Below are 20,297 nucleotides of genomic sequence, written 5' to 3'. Positions count from 1 at the left end.
ATATTAGAAAGTAACGTTCACGTTAGCGAAGAAACGACGACCTACGACATCGTAAATTGCCTCATCACCGCCGCTTGCTTGAATGTAAGCCGGTGGTAACTTATCAGTTAGGTTACGTAGACCCAAATCAACGCGGGTGTTATCTGTTAGCTGATAACGCGCTGATAGATCATGTGTGATCATGCTGCCAACATAAGATGGTGAGATATCTTCCTCAATATCTCCCTCAGGTGACACATCGAAGCGAGCCGAACGGTCGGTGTAACGAGTTGTCCACGTCAGGTTCAAATCCTGCCAGCTATACTGGACAGTGAAGCGACCTTGCCATTGTGGATCACCTACTTCGCCGTCCTCTACGTCCACGGTATCAGGACGATTTTGGAATTCGAACTCTTCAAGTTCAAGTAAGTGGTTAACAAACAAGTTAAAGGTTAGCTCACCATCTACATCAAAAGCAGCAAGGTCGGTGCGGTAATCGAAGTCTGCCTCGATACCACTGGTTTTAATTGCTGCGGCATTTAAATAGCCCGAACGGATAAGTTCAATGTCGTTGGTTTCAGGGTTACGGTCAACCTGAGCACAGAAGTTACTATCTGGTGCGCCTGCTGCATCAACACAGTTTTCTGCCACCGTCTCTGCTGAGATAAATTGAATTGCATCTTCAATCTCGATGTCGTAGTAGTCGACCGTCATTGAGAAATTATCAGCAAAGCTTGGTGTCCAAACGATACCTGTGGTTAGAGACGTTGATTGCTCTGGTTTCAAATCAATGTTACCACCACTTAGAATATCAACACTCACTGCGTCCTGCGATACAAAGCCATCAGGAATACCTAATGCAGCACAGTTCGCGGCACGATTCGGGTTATCGTTAATGTTCGCTGCATCACAAGGGTCTGAGATATTTTGGAAACCAGGAGAAACTGGGTCAAAGGCCTCGGTGATGTTTGGCGCACGTTCTGCTTCGCCATACGTACCGCGAATGCGAAGATCATCAATTGGTTGATACAGTAGACCTACTTTCCAAGAACCGCTTGAACCCGTGTGCGAGTAATCAGCTGAGCGATATGCTGCATCTAATGTCAGCTCTTTCGCGAAAGATAGACCCGAAAGAAGTGGTAAGCTTACTTCAATAAACCCTTCGGTAACATCATACTCACCGTATGCATCAGGTGTGGCAGCGGTGGTAAGGAAACCAGCCTTAGCAAATTCATCGGTAATTGTCTGCGATGTCTCCTCACGGTATTCGAAGCCAGTTGCGATACCGATTGGTCCACCTTGCAACTCGAAGAACTCTGCAGAGTCAAAAGAGATGTATCCACCAATCACTTCTTGGGTAATCTTGTCAGTACGTGTTACATCAGCACTCACCCAGTCTTTTGCAGCTTGCGACGCTTGGTTGAAGCCAAATGGGTTGTAAGGAGCACAAGCACCACCATTTACACTTGCAGGGTCGCTGTAGTCATCACCTTGCGCCGATGCCACTTGGCTACGACAGGCTGCTTCGCCAGTAGCCGGATCAATGACTGAATCAAGCGCGGCAACGAAGTTATCTGGAATAAGATCGTTTAAGGTATTACGCACATTGTCGGTGCGCCCGAATACATAGTAAGTGTCGTATGAGAAATCAGTTTCACTTAAAGTGAATAGACCTTCGAAGCCACCAACAAAACGGAAAAGCTCTCGCTTATTCGATGCGCTACGGTTACCAAGCTCACCAAAGAATTTTGAAAAGCCAATTGTTTCATACCCTTGAGACAGAAGATCTTGGCGTAAGGTTTCGTCTAAATAAGGGTTATCTTGAACATTTACAGACACGTTACCGAAGCGGAAAGAGGGCTGGAATTGCTGTTTGATATCAGAACGAACAAATTTAAAGTCACTGTAGAAGGCGTGATTATCAGTGAAATCGAAGCTAAATGACGAAGCTACGGTTGTTTTATCTAAATCAGGATAAACATTCTCATAATCTTGTGTCTTGAAGCAGTATTGACACCCATCAGGGAAGCTACCAAATGCACCGTTTGAAGAGTACACACGTTCAGGCATTTGTACCGGTACGCCATTTTCGTCGAAAGTCCAGTTAACATCTGCAGAAATAACACCATGCTCACTAATAAGCTCTGACATTACATTGGGCACTGTTAAACGGTCAGGGATGCCGTCTGTCTCTCCGGTATCTTCTGGGTTAGCAACGCTACCATAATGCTGTACTTGGCGAATATCATTTGCCATTACTTCAGCGATACGGTCCTTACCTGCGAAAAAGGTAACATTACCACGGCCGTCAAACACTTCAGCACCACCAGTAACACTGAAAGAGTGGTTTTTAGTACCCACACCCTCAGTAGAGTTACCTACGGAACCATTAAATTCAAAGCCTTCATAATCGTCACGAAGGATGATGTTTACAACGCCAGAGACGGCGTCTGAACCATAAATCGCAGAAGCACCACCGGTGATCACTTCCACACGCTCGATCAGTGCTGAAGGGATAGTGTTAAGGTCCACCTGTGCACTACCTGGCGCACCTGCCACGTGGCGCTTGCCATTTACTAACACCAACGTCCGTGAAGCGCCCAAACGACGCAAGTCCGCAGACGTAACACCCGCAAATTCGTTACTATCATTGTTACCAATGAGCGTGTCTGTCGAACCAATTGCAGGTAGCTCTGCAAGTACACTACCTAAATCTGGCACACCTGCTTGAGCGATATCTTTAGCGCCAATCGTAACAATAGGTGCTGGTTGAGAAAGCTTAGGCTTAACAATTCGAGACCCCGTAACTTGGATTTTTTCTACTTCTTGTACGCGATCAGAATCTGCTGCAAATGATGCATTTGTGTGAGCGACTGCGCCAATGACTACGGCCGATTTGACCGCCAGCGCAAGCTTGCTAAATGAAGTCATAATTATTCCCTGTAAACTGAAAGTTGTTTATTTTTCTAAGAATGAAACCCATATAAAGGACTGGGTTCAGGAACAATTAGTATCACAAAAAAAAACAATTGGAAGCCTAAAGAGACAGATTTTTAACTTAAATAACAACAAGTTGTAACAGCAAAGATGCAAACTAGTGTAATTTTTTTTAATTTTATGTTTAATTTTTTAACCTTTAAAATCATGCCATTGTCATTTAAGGGACATAAAGAAGGCGCAACTTATCGAAAACACTCCTAATAAATAGCTGCGGCGAAATTCTCACTGCTAAACACAGCACACACAAACAAAAAACAGTTGCAATTAATGAAATAAAAAATCAAAGGGCAACATAAAATGCGCTATTAACAAAAAACTCTAATGCTGATTGTTAAAAAGGAGTGATTAAAATAGCGAGGTTCCCTAAACATTCTTCAAGGACTTCCAGCACAGCTTGCACCATGATTTTGGTCGAGGCTTTCACTGACCTATGAGCTCTTAGTCTTGAATGCTATTTAACAACATGCTCCAGCTGTCCACTTGTGGCTTGGGCTCAGGTAACAACAAAATAGGGAAAACAAAAGAATAAAAATAGAAAGGAGACTTGTAAAAACCATTTAAATGTAAAAGATAAAAACTGACTCCACCTTTATCAAGCGTTAAATGAAAGGTGATGATAGAAAAAGGCTCCTAGATTGAAATCTAGGAGCCAAGTTTTTTATCAATCTACATTAGAACTTATAGTTAAAGCCCACAGTTAAAGTGCGACCGTCTAGATCGTAGAACTCACCATCATCATACAGTACAGGGTTACGAGGTGGAGTGCGATCGAATACATTTAACACACCACCACGCACTTCTAGATTGTCCAACACTTGGTAACGCGCCGTTAGATCCCACTCTGTGTAAGAAGGTACATCGTTATAGTCGTTATCTTCTGATGTCCACTCTCTATCAAGCACCGTGGCGTGACGATAGTTTGCCGCAAGAGCAACAGTTAGATCTTCCCAGTAGTAGTTAGTCATGAAACGAGCTTTCCAGCGAGGACGATGATATTCGCCTTGGTAACTACGCTCATCTTCAGCTTTACCAGTGTTGTTTTGAGTACGCTCGTCCAAGTAGGTAGATACTAATCGGAAGTTAAACTGACCAAAACTTGTATCTAAGCCATAGTTAATTTCAACATCGGTACCAGCGATAAAGCTCGTTGCCGCATTAACTGGCTTTTGATAGAAGTTATCGATTTCTAGGGTTTCTGGGTTACGCTCAATCAAATCGCAGTAAGGATTATCTAAGCTTTCAAACTCATAACAACCATTAACCACAGTAAGCGCTTCTGGTGATACGATCATTTCTTCGATATCGAATTCCCAGTAGTCCACTGTAATAGACAGATCTTCAACAAATTCAGGAGTATATATAAAGCCAATAGTCCAGTCGTTTGCTGTTTCGTTATCTAATTCGGTGTTACCTACGACAAAGCCTGGGTGGTTAGTTGACTTCCATAGGTTAGATGGAGCCCAACCCTCAGGGATCCCCGCTGCACGGCAATTACGCTCAATGTTCTCGCGATATTCACCGGCGTTATCAATTTCACCCTGTTCACAAGGGTCGTCAAAAGATGCGAATGTCTGCGCGGCAGGTTGATAAAGCTCAGAAATACTCGGTGCGCGAACAGATTTTGAACGGTTAATACGAAAACGCAGTTCATCGTTCAGTACATAGTTAAAACCAACCTTCCACGCGTTATCAGTCCCTGTTGAAGAGTAATCCATGTAGCGGTAAGCCAATTCAAAATACACTTCATCAGCAAAGAATGTATCAACAACAACAGGAACCGAGAATTCGGCCGCAAGCTCTGTTACGTCAAACTCACCTTTAAGCGCATCTGATTGGTTGTTGAAAATAAGCCCCTCACGCATTGCAGGATCAGGCAAAGTAGATGATTTTTCTTCGCGATACTCGGCTGAGAAAGCCGCAGCAAGTGGGCCAGCAGGAAGTTCAAACATGTAGCCAGAAACCGTACCCGCAATCACAGTTTGGTCAATTGAGGCTCTGCGTGTAGCATCGGTTCCAACATAATCTAACGCTTCTTGTGACGCTAGGCCTTTACCCCAAATATTCAATGGAGAACAGCCTGCTTTGGCGCCGATCACTTCACCGTCTGCATCACGCTCAGCACACACAATATTGCCATCAATTTCTACTGCATCAATAGCGTCTCTAAAGCGTTGTTCGAATAGCTCACCATACCAAGTGGTGTCTGACTGAACATGGCCTTTGGTAATATATGCGTCATAGCTCCAATCGTCATTGATGATGCCTTCGAAGCTTAGCGCACCACGAATAAGGCTACGTTTCTGGTCGTACTGACGGTGACCGAACAAATCAGCTAGGTAGTAAGCATTGAACGTGTCCATACCTTGATCAGCAAAAAACTGCTTTGTTTGGTCATCGAAAAATGCATTATCTGTACTATTGCCACCTAGGTAGAAGAAAGCTGGCGATGACTCACCATATGCTGACGTATTTGAATATGTCATTTCAAACGCCATAGAGTGATCTTCAGCCAAATCGTAGTTTACATTGATCGACGCATTTAGACGTTCCAGTGGCGTACGAACATACTTGTGCTCTAAGAAGCTATAGCCATCACCTTCGCCAGTATAATATTGAGTATTACGGCTACCAGGTGTTGAGCTTGCGGGAAGAAAACCTTCCGCTGCGAACGGACGGATTGAGCCATCATCGCCAAAGGCGTAGTGGCCACCATCGTTAGCAAAGAAGTCACCATTCTTACTGTAGATAAATAATGATGTAGAACCTTCACGATCTAAAGTAGTACGCCCTGGAATGCCATCTTCGTTATCGACATTATCTGGGTGATCTAAGCTGATTACACCATTACGAATGAAGTCACGCTGGTCACCTCGTAATTGTTCGTTTTTGGTGTAAGTAATGTTAGCAATAAAGCTACTATTCTCACCTTCGTCACCGAAAGTAAGTGATGTGTAATATGATTCGCCGCCGTCTTGCGTAGGTTGAGAAGTAGAGGCGTCGATTTCCAATCCATCGAATGACTTTTTAGTAATAATGTTTACAACACCCGCGACTGCATCGGAACCATATACTGCAGAAGCACCACCTGTTGAAATCTCAACACGGGCTATCATAGAAGTTGCAATGTTGTTCAAATCAACTGCACTACTACCAGGCGCACCGGCAACAAAGCGTCGACCATTAACAAGTACCAATGTACGCTCAGTACCTAAGCCGCGTAAGTCGGTATTGTTTAAGCCATTTGCAAACACACTGTTGTTAGTTGTTTCTGGGGACAGACCTACTGTTGAGTTAGGCATTTCAGATAAAAGGTCAGCGACATTGGTAATACCAGCGTCAACCAAATTATCACCGCTAATAACCGTAACCGGAGTTGGTGATAGCTCGCCAATACGTTTAATTTTTGAGCCTGTTACTTGAATACGTTCTACTTCTTGGTTTTGGCCGCCCTCTTCCGCTGCCCATGAAGCACCCGTGTGCGCTACTGCGCCTAAAACCACAGCCGATTTTACAGCAATGGCTAACTTGCTAAATGAAGTCATAGTTATCCCTGTTAAAAGTGAAGTTCGTTATTTTTATGTGACTATAACCCCTATAAAGGGCCTAGCCTGAAAACATTTTGTAACACAAAGGAATAAAAATAAAAGCTTTTCTAGACAAAAAATTTAACTTAATTAACAGCAGGTTACAATACCATCAATTCACTTTTGTTTTATTTTATTTAATTTTTTGTAAAAAAAATAATAATGAGAATTCAGATTTAAAAATGATTGATTGCAAAAAATATGTACAGAAGTGAATAAAAACAAGCAAAAGCTGGACTTGCAACATCAAACTCAAGAGACATAAGTTGCAAATTAAGAAATAACACAGAAACGGACACTTATAGAATAAATTAACATCTACAGAGATTCGCTACAATTACCTTTAATTGCAAAAAAACACCCTATTGCTATTTTGGGCACAAAAAAAGCCCCTACGCAGGGGCTTTGTTAATTTTAACTTTACCTTAAAAGGTTACATTAACATTTGCGAAGAAGCGGCGACCTACTACATCGTAAATGGCTTCGTTACCACCACTTGCCTGGATATAAGCAGGAGGTAGTTTGTCAGTAAGGTTACGAAGACCCAAGTCTACGCGCATGTTATCTGTTAACTGGTACCGAGCAGATAGATCGTGAGTAACAATACTGCCTACATATGCAGGAGAAATATCCTCTTCAATATCCCCTTCTGGTGATACATCAAAGCGCGCTGAACGGTCAGTGTAACGTGTCGTCCACGTAAGGTTCAGATCCTGCCAAGTGTACTGAACAGTGAAACGACCTTGCCATTCAGGGTCACCCACTTCACCATTTTCGACATTCACTTTATCAGGACGATTCTGGAACTCGAAATCTTCTAGTTCAATCAAGTGGTTAATGAACAGGTTAAAGGTAAGCTCACCGTCAATATCAAAGTCAGCTAAGTCAGTACGATAGTCAAAGTCGGCGTCAATACCACGTGTAGTGATAGCTGCCGCATTTAGATAACCAGAGCGAACTAGCTCAATGTCGAACGTTTCTGGATCTCGGTCTACTTGGCTACAGAACGCCTCATCGATACCGCCAGCCGCATCAACACAGTTGTCTGCGATACTTTGTGTTGCGATGAATGAAATCGCATCTTCAATCTCAATGTCATAGTAGTCTAAGGTCATTGAGAAGTTTTCAGCAAAGCTTGGGGTCCATACTAAACCACCAGTAAATGAAGTTGACTTCTCTGGTTTAAGGTCCGGATTACCACCACTTAGCGTATCCACACTCACGTTATCGTTAGCTTGGAAGTCAGCTGGAATACCCAGCGCAGCACAGTTTGCACGACGGTTCGGGTTATCATCAATGTTATCCGCATCACATGGATCGGATACGCGACCGAAGCCTGGAGATTGTGGATCGAACGCCTCTGCAATGTTCGGAGCACGCTCTGCTTCGCCGATAGTACCGCGAATACGTAAGTCATCGAAAGGTTGATACATTAGACCGACCTTCCACGAGCTGCTTGAGCCAGTGTGTGAGTAGTCTGCAGTACGATATGCCGCGTCTACTGTCAGTTCTTCAGCGAACGACATACCTGCAAGGATCGGGAAGCTCAATTCGATGAAACCTTCACTTACATCGTACTCACCGTATGAATCCGGTGTTGCCGCTGTGGTTAAGAATCCTGCTTTAGAGAACTCATCAGTAATGGTTTCTGATGTTTCTTCGCGGTATTCGAAACCGGTTGCAATGCCGATTGGACCACCTTGTAGCTCGAATAGTTCTGCACTATCAAACGCAACGTAACCACCAACAACTTCTTGGGTAATTTTGTCAGTACGCGTTACATCAGCACTTACCCAATCTTTAGCAGCTTGTGACGCTTGGTTGAAACCAAATGGATTGTATGGCGCACAGTCACCACCATTCACACTTGCTGGATCAGTATAACCTTCACCTTGCGCAGAAGGCACTTGGCTACGACATGCCACTTCACCTGTAGCAGGGTCAATTACCGCGTCCAGAGCAGCAACAAAATTATCAGGAATAAGATCGTTCAAGGTATTACGAACGTTGTCTGTGCGACCAAACACATAATAAGTGTCATAAGTGAAGTCTGTTTCACTTAACGTGAAGTACCCTTCAAAACCACCTACGAAGCGGAATAGCTCACGCTTGTTAGCAGCGCTACGGTTACCAAGCTCACCAAAGAATTTCGAGAATGTTGCAACTTCAGTACCTTGAGAAAGCAAGTCTTGACGCAACGTTTCATCTAGGTACGGGTTATCTTGAACATTGATAGCCACGTTACCAAAACGGAATGAAGGCTGGAACTGCTGCTTGATATCTGAGCGAACAAATTTAAAGTCACTGTAGAAAGAGTGGTTATCACTCAAATCAAAGTTAAAAGTTGAGCCAACAGTTGTTTTGTCTAAGTCAGGATAAACATTTTCATAATCTTGAGTCTTAAAGCAATATTGGCATCCATCAGGGAAACTACCAAAAGCAAAGCTATTGGTGAATTCGCGCTCAGGCATAAGCTCTGGCACACCATTATTATCAAATGTCCAAATTGAACCAGCGGCTCCAAATGGGTTGATAACACCGTTCTCACTGATACGCTCTGACATTACATTAGGTACGGTTAGCTGATCTGGAATACCATCTTCTTCGCCAGTGTTCTCTGGGTTTTGAATCGTACCATAGTGATTAACTTGACGAATATCATTTGCCATTACTTCACGAATACGATCTTTACCTGCGAAGAAAGTAACGTTACCGCGGCCATCAAACACTTCGGCACCGCCGACGATGCTGTAAGAGTGGTTTTTAGTACCAACACCTTCTGTAGAATTACCTACAGAACCATTAAACTCGAAACCTTCGAAGTCATCACGAAGGATAACGTTTACAACACCAGAAACTGCGTCAGAACCATAGATAGCTGATGCGCCACCGGTGATAACCTCAACGCGTTCGATTAGCGCCGCAGGAATAGTATTTAAGTCCACCTGAGCACTACCAGGTGCACCGGCAACATGGCGTTTGCCATTTACCAAAGTTAGAGTACGAGCAGCACCTAGGCGACGTAAGTCAGCAGAGGTTACACCAGCTAGTGCGTTGCTGTCGTTGTTACCAATCAGAGTGTCTGTCGAACCTATCGCCGGAAGCTCTGCGAGAACACTACCTAGGTCAGGGACACCTGCTTGAGCGATGTCTTTTGCGCCGATCGTCACGATAGGGGCAGGTTGAGATAGTTTAGGTTTTACAATACGAGAACCTGTAACTTGAATTTTTTCGACTTCTTTGACTCGGTCAGACTCTTCCGCAGCAATCGCGGTGCCCGAAGCAACAGTGCCAAGCAACAAAGAATATTGAATAGCTTTGCTAATTGAAGATTTGTTGAACATTGTTAATTCCCTGAATTTATTGTTATAAAGCGAACCATGACAAGCATTATGTTTAAATCATGTAACTCACAACATACTTTTTACATATAATTCTCAACTTTTACAATAAAAAACAGCACTATTTTCGTGCACCATTAATAATTATGTAAATAAATCTTTACCTGGATTAATTTTTGTTCTGGTTATGTCAATTTGTATGACTTATTACCTCATCTCGGGTAACTGCAACACATGCATTCACCTAGCGACGACATAGTCGTCAATAAAAAAACCCCAAACTAACTGAGTTCGGGGTTTTATCATTGCGTCAGTGCTTTGCACTGCTGTTTATAGTTACTCGAAAGTCACTGTCACTTCATTCGAACAAATATCGCCTTCTTGACAGATTTGATAGGTGTAAGAAGTTTGGTCTGCGCGGCGTTCAAAGTCACGATAGCCACCGGTATTGGCAGTGCTTTCTAAGAACTCGCCATTACGGTACACATCCACTTGCTCAGCGCTGCTTCCCTGCCATGCCAGTTCAACGCGCATAAAGCCTAAGCGTGTTTTATTAGCACGTACCACTTCGAGTTGCACATCATCTGCGCTTAAAGTGACTTCTTGAGTTAAGGTATCACTGTTACCTTCACTGTCGGTCACAGTCAGGCTTACACTGTACGTGCCATAATCTGTGTAGGTATACATAGGGCTAGCATCAGAGCTGCTGGCACCGTCACCAAAGTCCCACATCCAACTAACAATATCGCCGTTCACATCAGAACTTGCATCTGTAAACTGCACGCTTAGGTCATTAACGTCATAGCTAAAGCCTGCCTGCGGCGGCTGCGCCGTTACTTCGCCAATGCCTGTAAGGTTAAGGGTCCAAGCGTTTAATGTCCCCGTGTCAGCACCTACATTATCAGACACCGTTAGCGTCCAATCACCGGTGGCCACTTCACCATTAAAGGCCTCTGAGTTGAAGGTTTCGTTAATGTCATCCGCACTACCGCCACTGCGATTATGAAGCGTAGCTACCGTGCCTGATGGCGAAGTAAGCGTGACAATCAAATCGCCAATCCAAGTGTGGCTGATATCTACGAAGGTATTGGTATCAAACACCGTGACGTCATCTGCAACAGTGATCACTGACGTGATACCTGTTGCGTCATTATCAGGAATGTCCACAGCCGTGGTGTTTTCATAGCTAAACTCAGTTAACCCCTGAGGTAATACGTATAGATCAACTGACTTTTGCTGTGCTAAATCACCCGAGGTTGCATCAATGGAAAAGCTGTACTCACCCCATTGCGTTTGTGCCGTCGTTGGCACGCTCAGCGTAACCACATCACCTGGCTGTGCAGTGTTGCTCGACAAGCTTGCGCCATCAATGCCTGCAACAAGCGCAAGGTCGATTGTTCCTTGCCACTCGGCCACCGAACTAAAGCTCAGCTCATAGGTCGCAGTGTCACCGGCAACAATCTCTTGGTTACGGGGCGCAGCCGTCATTCTAAAGCCTGGCTCAGGGTCAGCATCAATCACCGCTTGGTTCACATTTAAACGTGTACCCGCAACGGTCATTCCATCTAAGTCAGCATTCGCATCGCCACTGCTCATTAGCAATTGCTTCACTTCTACTGCACTCAAGCTCGGATTCACCGACAGCACCAACGCTGCAGCGCCTGCAACATGAGGTGTGGCCATTGAGGTACCAGAGTAGGACGCATAACCGCCCCCCGGCACAGTAGAGAGGATAGCGCTGCCTGGAGCCCCCATATCAACACTTGTTAAGCCCCATTGTGAGAACCCCGACATCGCATCGGTGTGCGTTGTACTGGCAATAGAAAGCACTGATTCATGCTCATAGCTCGATGGGTAGTGAGGGTTAACATCGTTATCAACCGCGTCATTACCTGCAGCGGCAACGAAAAGAATGTCGGCATTCTCGCTCGCCGTAATGGCATCCGCAAGCGCTTGGCTAAAGCCGCCGCCACCCCAACTGTTGTTGGTAACACGAATGTTGTGACCGTCATTTTTCAGGGCCACGAAATAATCGATACACTCAATCGCATCCGATGTTGAACCCGTGCCTGCTGCACTGAGGAACTTACAACCTGCGATGGATACTTCGTGGTTTACACCGACAACGCCCTCAGCATTATTACCGGATGCACCGATGGTGCCAGAGACGTGCGAGCCATGACCTTGGTCATCCATAGGGTCGCCATCACCAGTGATGGCATTAATACCGTGAACATCATCGATATAGCCGTTGCCATCGTTATCCACACCGTCACCAGCAACTTCACCTGGGTTCACCCACATGTTCATAGCAAGATCGGGGTGTGAGTAATCAACACCAGTATCGATAACACCGACAATTACATCTGCGGAGCCGGTGGTAATATCCCATGCTTCAACAGCATCAATATCTGCATCCTCTGTACCACCTGTTTGCCCAAGGTTATGAAGGCCCCATAACTCGTCAAAACGGCTGTCATCAGGCACGCCTAATGCTTTTACTTGGTAATCTGGCTCGGCATATTCCACACCAGGGTGCTTATTGAGTGCCGCCAAGGCTTGTTTGGCACTGACGCCATCGAGTTTAAAATTAGCAAGACGACCACCAAGCACATGCTTGTAGCGATCATCAACTTCGTCAGCATTCAAATCGCTGATTTTTGCTTTGACTAAAGACCGTGCTTGAGCACGCACTGCGGCAGAAGTGCCTTGTTTGAATACCACAAGGATGCTGTCGTCATTGTCAGTGGCAGCTGTATCTTTAATGTGAACGCCCGCGTGAGCGCTTAATGAAAGTACCGGAACGAGCGCTAAAGTCAGCGCAGATAGTTTGGTTTTCATAGATCTATTCCATAGAAGTTGTCCGTGTGGCCCGAAGGTACACAGAAGTAAGTATCTCTTCTCCAAAAGAGCACATACGCAGTCAATGTGTGGCAACCTCTTTGTTGTAGCGACTGTTTTAGGAACACGCAAAACAAAAATGAACAGAAAGTTAAAAACCACTCTTTTTTGTTAAATTTAATCCAAAAAGGTTTAGTCTCTCATGCTTTTTTTTGATCCCACTTCGAGCAATTTCAACTCATTTTTTCTCATGCTTTTTTGGTAGCAGCCGCTAACCTCCACCATAAAAAGCTACAAAAACAAACACAACACACTGATTTTAATAAACAAATAACCAACCATAAAAATTGCTAATTTATCTGCTTTCAAAGTGAACTTAGAGTGAATACCTCGGTAGGAAAATGAGTATTACTAATATTGATACCTTGCAGCACCAATCCATGCATTGTGCATGCAACTATCAATGACCCAGGAGGGAATATGGCTCGTTGCAATTACTCAACAAAGCATTGGAAGCAAGTTTTTCCCATGCATATTCGTAATTGCAACTTAGTGACGAGTTTTATTTCTCTCCCAACGCTTACCGAACTCTTAGGCTTCTCCGTATTCCAGCGCCCGGCTACTTATTTACGGCTAAGGCAAAGGAATGACGCCATACGCACCAGTGACCGTTGGCTTTTACTACTGCCAACACCTTTTAGGACAACAACGCTGCGCTCGTTTACACGCTTTTTTGATTAACCCAGCTCAGGTCGGCAACCCTGAGATGAGCCTTTTCATTTGTAACGTCGTCGCAGTAATAACAAACAACAAGGAGATAAGCGTGAAGCTTTCTAAATCTATTTTAACCTGCGCCATCGCGATGGCCCTATCAACAGGTGCTTACGCTCAAAGCGAAGACAAACCTGGGTCAACATCTGCACTTGCTAACGTAGAGCGTGCAGCCGCCGTTGGCAATGAGCTCACAATTTCACAAACATCTGTACAGGGTTTAGGTAACAGCGCCAGCTCTTTGCAGCAAGGCGACGCCAACCTTACTGAGATCACTACGGTAGGTGATGGTAACCAAACAGATGCCATGCAAATAGGTAACGGCAATGTGGTGTTGGTGACCACACAAGGCGACAACAACCAGCAATCCTACAACCAAGATGGCGAAGCGAATGGCGCATTAAGCGAAGTGACTGGCAGTGACAACCAAATCGCGGTTGAGCAAAATGGCACTGGTTTCTTAGGCATCAACAATGAGGCCATCAACGTGATTGGCGGCGATGCAAACCAAGTTAATGTTGTTCAGGGCGATGGCGGACACTGGTTCTACAACCTGGATATGCAGGGCAATGCCAACGTGGTTAATGCACAGCAAGCTGGACTATGGAACGAAGCGCAATTTACGTCGGTTCAAGGTGATGCCAACGACCTGAGCGTAGAGCAGGATGGTTTTTGGAACCAACTATCCGTCACTTCTATTAATGGCAGCATGAACGAATTTGCCAGTGAACAGCTAGGCGATACCAACGTCATCAGCATTGGCGATATTTTCGGAGATGAGAACGAACTCGCTGTTGAGCAGGAAGGCGCGAATAACAGCACTGATATCGTCTCTATCGAGGGCAATGAAAATGCTCTGTCAATTGATCAAGAAGGCAGCGCGAATACTTTTGAGTCGGCTCTATTCTCTGGTGATGGAAACGAGCTAAACGTTATGCAAATGGGTGATAATAACGCAGCATCAGCTGAGGTATTAGGCGATGAGAACGATTTCAGCGCAACCCAAAATGGCAGTGGCAACGAAGTGTACCTTGGCGTGCTAGGTAACAACAATGAGTTTGATGCCATGCAAATCGGCAACGATAACGCCACGCATGTTGTTAACTTCAACGGTAATGACAACGACGTAGCAGTTGCCCAATCTGGTGACATGAACACCGCTGTTATTGAATCATCTTACCCAGATCCAAGCATTGCCAGCAACGATAATGATATCGCTATTACTCAAAGTGGCATGGGCAATGAAGCTGTATTGACCATGGGCTCAGTGATGGAAAGCTCAAGCAACCAAGTCGACTTGGTACAAAGTGGTGAGCTCAATGCTATCGACCTCATGGTAGAAGGCAGTGGCCACAGCATTGATATCGCCCAAGAAGGCGGCATGAACATGGTTGCCGGCATGGGACAAGGTGCGTTCGCAGTCGCAGGTGAAGGTAATACTGTGTCTATCAGTCAACTTGGTGAGGGTAACTTGGTTGAAGGCTCGGTTATGGGCACTGGTAACACCGTTGCTGTCACTCAAGTCGGTGACTATAACTCTGCAACTGTTGTACAACAGTAAAGCTCTAATGGGAGGGGTAACCCTCCCTTTCAGCCGATGATGAAGTATTTTCTCAGCACTCTGATTGTGCTCCTTGCCCTGACTCACACGTCAAGCAAAGCACAAGAAGTGGAAATTGACGGCCTCGTACTCGATCGCAGTATTAGCCGCTTTGGCCACCAATTTTACTTTAATTTCTCACAGTTATGGCGCGATCTACCTGACACCAGCGGCACCAACGTGGTGATCAAAGAAACGGTGCTCCCTCGTGCTGGCACCCGCCTTGAAGTACTCATGAATAATGAATTGGTATACGTCACTTTTATGGGCCGACGTGGTGGGCCACTTAAAGAGCGCGTCGAAAGCGCGATGTTCGCGATTATGGACGCCATGGCGCGCGCCAGATTTAAACAACACTCCCCTGATCTAGCAGCAAGTGGATGGTAAAAATGAAAACAATAATTTATGCACTTTTGCTTTGTGCGTCACTGCCACTGATGGCCACTGAGCTTGTATACAAACCTATTAACCCATCATTTGGCGGAAACCCGTTAAATGCCAATATGTTGCTCTCTAAAGCACAAGCCCAAAACAAGCACCGAGCCCCTATCAGTGAAAAAACCTATGGTGAAAAGTTTCAAGAATCGTTGGAGCGTACGTACCTCAACCGCATGGTTCGTGAAATTACCGATATCGCTTTCGGTGACGATGTTGAAGACAGTATTTTTAACCAAGACTCCATCTTTATGAGTGGCGACTATCAAATCCAGATTATCACCAGCACCCCTGATAGTATCACCGTGCAAATAACCAATACCCTGGATGGCACTGTCACCGTAATTGAAGTACCGAGGTTTGGCTAATGAAACGTATATGTGCATTTTTATTATTGGCTTTGCTCAGCGGCTGTTCGGCTATCACCTCGACTGTGCCCCCAGATGAGCAAATTGCTGAGCAATTGGCGCTCACAGAAACCTTTGCCGAACTGAAAGCGCTACCTAATCCCAGAGGCGCGATTCCCGTCTCAGTTTATTCATTTCGCGACCAAACGGGACAATATAAGCCGCAAGAGAACGTCAGCTCGTTTTCTACCGCCGTAACCCAAGGTGCAAACTCTATTCTGATGCAAGCGCTGCATGAAACCGACTGGTTTGTGCCCGTGGAGCGTGAAGGATTACAAAACTTGCTTACAGAGCGAAAAATCGTGCGAGCGGCGATGAGTGATAAGGGCGACAATGCCCCAGAGCTGCCGCCATTAACCACCGCTAAAATCATTCTTGAGGGCGGGATCATCAGTTACGACAGTAACGTAAAAACCGGAGGCCTAGGTGCAGAATACTTTGGTATCGGCGCCTCAGAGCTGTACCGTGAGGATGTTATCTCTATTTACATGCGTGCGGTCGATGTGCGCACCGGGCAGGTATTGCTGTCGGTTGCCACCAGCAAAAAAGTACTCTCACAAGAGATGCGTGCTGGCTTTTTCCGCTATGTGAGTTACAAGCGCTTGTTGGAAGCCGAAGCGGGCTTCAGTGATAACGAACCCATGCATATTTGTGTCACGCAAGCGATTGAAAAAGCACTGACGTTACTCATAAAAGACGGCATTAACAAAGGGGTATGGTCGGCGCGAGCCAGTTGATCACCTCTGCACTGACACAATAAAGGCGCCTCGTTTGGCGCCTTTATTTTTGCTCAATGATAACCTTGCGTTCAATTGCATGCTGAGCAGGTTATTGACGTTGTTCCATAACGCGAGATGCCACTGGAATATAGCGCTGTGCCCAATTGGCCAATTCAATACGATTACGCGAGTTGGTCTTACGAAAAGCACTGTATATATGCGTTTTCACTGTGTGGTTACTGATGTTCAAAGCGCAGGCGATATCATCATTTTTAGCCCCCTTAGCCAACAATGAAATCACCGACTTTTCCCGTGCGGTTAGCACACTTAAGTCGATATCGCTGTGGCGTTGCGCCGATAGTGCATCGGTGGCGGGGAGCTGTTGAATTAGATCGCCAAAAGCATTGGAGATAGCCTTGCGGCAAAACCATAGCTCGCCGCCGAGGACGCGGCGCACGCCTTTAAACATATGCTCAGGACTGTCATCGTTATAAAGCGCGCCTTTGAGATTCGCCAGCAGCGCTGTGCGCTCGTTGAGCGCGTGACGCTGAGCATTAAACACCGCAACACTGTGCTGGCGCGCTAACTGAATGATCTCCTCGCTGAGCATTTCTTGGCAATCACAATACGCAGCATCCACTAAAAATAGTGCAATGTGTTCGCGCTCACCCACCTCAGGCAGGCGGGTATCGACCTTAACGGTTGTTGCGAGCGTTTCCAATACTTTGAGTAACAACAAGAAATCGTCGCTTTGAGTATTTGCATTATCTTTTGTTAAGACAAACAACTGCTTGTTATTCATTACTTCTTCCTCTGAAGCACCCAAACACTGGGGGGGAGCATTGAGTGTACCTATTTAAGCTTTACTATCAAGACTAACCCCGCACAAAATAAACATCTTGTTTACATAACAACAATAGAGCTAAGCCTCTAACAACGTCTTTATTGCATCATAAGAGTGCAAAAATGCACTCTGTGAACTAATAAATTTAATGGCGTCTAGAGATAGTAACCACTCGCAGACATTCATTTTATATTCAGCTAATTTTGCGCTTGAACGGATAATTGCAAAATAATCACTAATTTATCTAATAAGGCCTGCTTGAGTGTTCAACAAGGCATACAACTTGCGCCACCACATTTGTCTTTTAGGGTATTGCACGGCTACAGATTCAGGGTCTGCAGCGCCAGCATGATAGTGAGTGACAAATTGCATCCCTAGGTAGGTGGCAGTATGGATGAAAGGGTCCACAAACGCTTGCGGCGCCCGCTCGGTGTAACTAGTGGAGAGCAAGGATGCTTGCTTAGTGCGCAGTTGTCGTAACTGGCTACGCAATTGGGGCTGATCCATGTATTCAGTGAGTCTATCAAAAAACGCCTTCATCTGCGGTGTGGTGTTATACCAATAGACGGGCGATGCAAATACCCAATGGTCAAACTCCAGTAATCGCGTGATTAACGCGCGGAAATCATCGCTTTGTTCGCGAATATCATACCGATATGGGTTAATCTGATAAGCGTCTAAATCAATGAATTGCGCACCTAGGTGTCGGGCGAGAGTGTCGGCAGCTTGCCGGGTGTTACCTTGGCTTCTAGCACTTGAAAAAATAATAACATGTTGGTTCATAATTGCTTTCCTGCATTTGTATGTTTAACCTAAGGCTAAAAGCTCAAGTTAAGTTTAGGTCAACAACAAAATGACATTGGAAGCAAATTTATCTGTCGGCACTGTCGCCAAACGTGCTGGGGTCGCCGTATCGGCGCTGCATTTTTACGAGAAAAAAGGACTTATTCGCAGTTGGCGAAACCAAGGAAATCAACGCCGCTACAAGCGAGATGTACTAAGGCGCATTGCGGTTATCAAGGCCGCACAAAAAATGGGGATCACCCTAGAGGAGGTAAAAGAAACACTCAGTACCCTGCCCGAAAAACGCACCCCAAATAAAGAAGACTGGGCCAACATGTCACGCCAATGGCAGCGCCAACTCGATGAAAAAATTGCCTACATGCAACGAGTACGCGCCTATGTTGATGGCTGTATTGGATGCGGCTGCCTATCGATGCAACGCTGTCCTATTTATAACCCTGAAGATAAGCTCGCCAATGTCGATGATGGAGCCGTGTTATTGGATCATCCTGAGCTGGGAGACTAGCGCCAACAATGCACAGGCTGTTTATTACAGAGCGCAGACAATCACTCAGTGAGCTATAAGGGGAGTCACTTTGGGCCGGCCTAAAGATGTTAAATTTCTGTATTTAAATGTATAAATTCACTTGTTTATTGCATAGAGTAACGTCTTACTCTTTCAAATTTGGATATGAACTGGTAGCGTACGCGCCTTTTTTTAACCTCGACAGGTGATATATGAAGTTAGGACCTGGACTACTGGTTGCCGCCGCCTTTATTGGCCCAGGCACCATTACCACCGCCAGCGTAGCCGGTGCAAACTTTGGCTTTGCTTTGCTATGGGCCTTGGTATTCTCAGTGCTGGCAACCATTTTATTGCAATCACTGGCCGCGCGTTTAGGCGTAGTCACCGGCCTAGATTTAGCTCAAGCACTGCGCGCGCATATTGAAACTCCTGTGTTTCGTTGGCTTGCCGCATTTTTGGTGATCAGTGCCATTGGCATTGGCAGTGCCGCCTATGAGGCAGGTAACCTCAGCGGTGCCAGTCTCGGTTTACAAGGGTTATTTCCCTCCGCTTCAGCGCAGCTATGGACGCCCTTGATTGCTATTATCAGCGCCGCACTGTTATACAGCGGCAAATATAAGCTGATAGAGGGCGCACTGATCTTTTTAGTGTTGCTGATGAGTTTAGTTTTTTTAGCGACTCTGGTCATCGCCAGCCCCGATCTCAGTGCCATGTTTGCAGGTTTTAAGCCTAGCTTCCCTGAGGGATCACTGACCACCGTATTGGCGTTAATTGGCACCACCATCGTACCGTATAACTTATTTCTTCACTCTGGGGTGGTCGCACGGGCCAGCCAAGGTGAGCAGGATAAACAACAGGCCATTCGCAGTAGCAACTGGGATACCGGTTTATCAATTGGTCTTGGGGGATTGATCACCTTAGCTATCGTGTCCACCGCAAGCGTGGCCTTTTTTGGTCAGGGCAATAGTCAGCTCAGTGCCGCCAACCTGGCCTCGCAGTTAACGCCTTTATTGGGTGACAGTGCCCATTACTTTTTTGCACTCGGACTGTTCGCCGCTGGGTTAACCAGCGCCATAACAGCGCCTCTGGCGGGTGCCTACGCGGTGTGTGGCATGCTCGGGTTACAAGGAGATACCAACAGTCCTCGCTTCAAGCAAGTGGCGTTGGTGATATTAGTGTTTGGTGCTGTTGTGGCCAGTCTTGGTTTAGACCCAGTGGCAGTGATTATTTTCGCGCAGGCCACCAATGCGCTGTTATTACCCATTATCTGCATTTACCTGCTGTGGCTAATGAATCAAAATAAGGTCATGGGCAGATTTAAAAACTCACTGCTGATTAATGTGCTGACGATGCCGCTGCTGATACTGATCATTACGTTAAGCGGATACAAACTGCTTTCGCTCATATAATGCCTATTAAGTGAGCGCAAGGCGCTTGCCTCTGTGCTCACTTTCCCCTACCATCTCG

12 protein-coding genes are annotated in these 20,297 nt (G+C 45.6%); 6 read left to right on the top strand and 6 right to left on the bottom strand.

Annotated elements, in window-relative coordinates:
- Positions 1-3: 3 nt before the first annotated feature.
- The 4 genes from MHM94_RS02205 to MHM94_RS02190 form a co-directional block, all read right to left on the bottom strand.
- Positions 4-2,910: a TonB-dependent receptor gene (locus tag MHM94_RS02205; RefSeq protein ID WP_045978890.1), complete on the bottom strand. Its 2,907-nt coding sequence runs from the start codon at positions 2,908-2,910 to the stop codon at positions 4-6.
- A 740-nt stretch (positions 2,911-3,650) separates the two neighbouring features.
- Positions 3,651-6,521, bottom strand: a complete 2,871-nt coding sequence (locus MHM94_RS02200) for a TonB-dependent receptor (protein ID WP_138588509.1) — start codon at positions 6,519-6,521, stop codon at positions 3,651-3,653.
- 467 nt (positions 6,522-6,988) lie between these two features.
- The gene (locus MHM94_RS02195; protein ID WP_045978888.1) at positions 6,989-9,907 is read right to left on the bottom strand and encodes a TonB-dependent receptor; all 2,919 of its coding nucleotides are present in this window, start codon (positions 9,905-9,907) and stop codon (positions 6,989-6,991) included.
- 333 nt (positions 9,908-10,240) lie between these two features.
- On the bottom strand, positions 10,241-12,745 hold the full coding sequence (locus tag MHM94_RS02190) for a S8 family serine peptidase (protein ID WP_235418641.1): 2,505 nt from the start codon (positions 12,743-12,745) through the stop codon (positions 10,241-10,243).
- Between the two features lie 823 nt (positions 12,746-13,568).
- Between MHM94_RS02190 and MHM94_RS02185 the strand changes: the two genes are divergently transcribed.
- Genes MHM94_RS02185 through MHM94_RS02170 form a run of 4 tightly spaced genes read left to right on the top strand, consistent with a single transcriptional unit; the run spans position 13,569 to position 16,695 of the window.
- Positions 13,569-15,077, top strand: coding sequence for a curlin (locus MHM94_RS02185; protein ID WP_235418640.1), 1,509 nt, complete (start codon positions 13,569-13,571; stop codon positions 15,075-15,077).
- A gap of 39 nt (positions 15,078-15,116) precedes the next feature.
- Positions 15,117-15,503, top strand: a complete 387-nt coding sequence (locus MHM94_RS02180) for a CsgE family curli-type amyloid fiber assembly protein (protein WP_045978886.1) — start codon at positions 15,117-15,119, stop codon at positions 15,501-15,503.
- On the top strand, positions 15,497-15,919 hold the full coding sequence (locus tag MHM94_RS02175) for a curli assembly protein CsgF (protein WP_022945045.1): 423 nt from the start codon (positions 15,497-15,499) through the stop codon (positions 15,917-15,919). The genes MHM94_RS02180 and MHM94_RS02175 overlap by 7 nt, the downstream gene beginning before the upstream one ends.
- A complete protein-coding gene (locus tag MHM94_RS02170) occupies positions 15,919-16,695 on the top strand; it encodes a CsgG/HfaB family protein (RefSeq protein ID WP_045978885.1) in 777 nt (258 codons plus the stop codon). The genes MHM94_RS02175 and MHM94_RS02170 overlap by 1 nt, the downstream gene beginning before the upstream one ends.
- 91 nt (positions 16,696-16,786) lie before the next feature.
- On the opposite strand, the gene MHM94_RS02165 is transcribed toward MHM94_RS02170, so the two are convergent.
- A complete protein-coding gene (locus MHM94_RS02165; protein ID WP_022945043.1) occupies positions 16,787-17,479 on the bottom strand; it encodes a response regulator transcription factor in 693 nt (230 codons plus the stop codon).
- A 282-nt stretch (positions 17,480-17,761) separates the two neighbouring features.
- Positions 17,762-18,304, bottom strand: coding sequence for an NAD(P)H-dependent oxidoreductase (locus MHM94_RS02160; RefSeq protein ID WP_235418639.1), 543 nt, complete (start codon positions 18,302-18,304; stop codon positions 17,762-17,764).
- A 70-nt stretch (positions 18,305-18,374) separates the two neighbouring features.
- Here MHM94_RS02160 and soxR point away from each other — a divergent pair, with 70 nt between their 5' ends.
- Together soxR and MHM94_RS02150 are read left to right on the top strand one after the other, a co-directional pair.
- Positions 18,375-18,830, top strand: a complete 456-nt coding sequence (soxR, locus tag MHM94_RS02155) for a redox-sensitive transcriptional activator SoxR (protein WP_235418638.1) — start codon at positions 18,375-18,377, stop codon at positions 18,828-18,830.
- Positions 18,831-19,042: 212 nt separating this feature from the next.
- Complete coding sequence (locus MHM94_RS02150; RefSeq protein ID WP_235418637.1) at positions 19,043-20,239, top strand: Nramp family divalent metal transporter; 1,197 nt, start codon at positions 19,043-19,045, stop codon at positions 20,237-20,239.
- Positions 20,240-20,297: the final 58 nt, after the last annotated feature.

Origin of the sequence: Pseudoalteromonas sp. CNAT2-18.1 (assembly GCF_022347865.1) — a bacterium.
Classification (GTDB): domain Bacteria; phylum Pseudomonadota; class Gammaproteobacteria; order Enterobacterales; family Alteromonadaceae; genus Pseudoalteromonas; species Pseudoalteromonas ruthenica.
Note: the sequence above shows the minus strand (reverse complement) of the source record. Positions and strands in the feature narration are given on the sequence as shown.

Bases quoted from the DNA above. Each gene is read 5' to 3' on its own strand.
- MHM94_RS02205 (WP_045978890.1), bottom strand. From the start codon at position 2,910: ATGACTTCATTTAGCAAGCTTGCGCTGGCGGTCAAATCGGCCGTAGTC.
- MHM94_RS02200 (WP_138588509.1), bottom strand. From the start codon at position 6,521: ATGACTTCATTTAGCAAGTTAGCCATTGCTGTAAAATCGGCTGTGGTT.
- MHM94_RS02195 (WP_045978888.1), bottom strand. From the start codon at position 9,907: ATGTTCAACAAATCTTCAATTAGCAAAGCTATTCAATATTCTTTGTTG.
- MHM94_RS02190 (WP_235418641.1), bottom strand. From the start codon at position 12,745: ATGAAAACCAAACTATCTGCGCTGACTTTAGCGCTCGTTCCGGTACTT.
- MHM94_RS02180 (WP_045978886.1), top strand. From the start codon at position 15,117: ATGAAGTATTTTCTCAGCACTCTGATTGTGCTCCTTGCCCTGACTCAC.
- MHM94_RS02175 (WP_022945045.1), top strand. From the start codon at position 15,497: ATGGTAAAAATGAAAACAATAATTTATGCACTTTTGCTTTGTGCGTCA.
- MHM94_RS02170 (WP_045978885.1), top strand. From the start codon at position 15,919: ATGAAACGTATATGTGCATTTTTATTATTGGCTTTGCTCAGCGGCTGT.
- MHM94_RS02165 (WP_022945043.1), bottom strand. From the start codon at position 17,479: ATGAATAACAAGCAGTTGTTTGTCTTAACAAAAGATAATGCAAATACT.
- MHM94_RS02160 (WP_235418639.1), bottom strand. From the start codon at position 18,304: ATGAACCAACATGTTATTATTTTTTCAAGTGCTAGAAGCCAAGGTAAC.
- soxR (WP_235418638.1), top strand. From the start codon at position 18,375: ATGACATTGGAAGCAAATTTATCTGTCGGCACTGTCGCCAAACGTGCT.
- MHM94_RS02150 (WP_235418637.1), top strand. From the start codon at position 19,043: ATGAAGTTAGGACCTGGACTACTGGTTGCCGCCGCCTTTATTGGCCCA.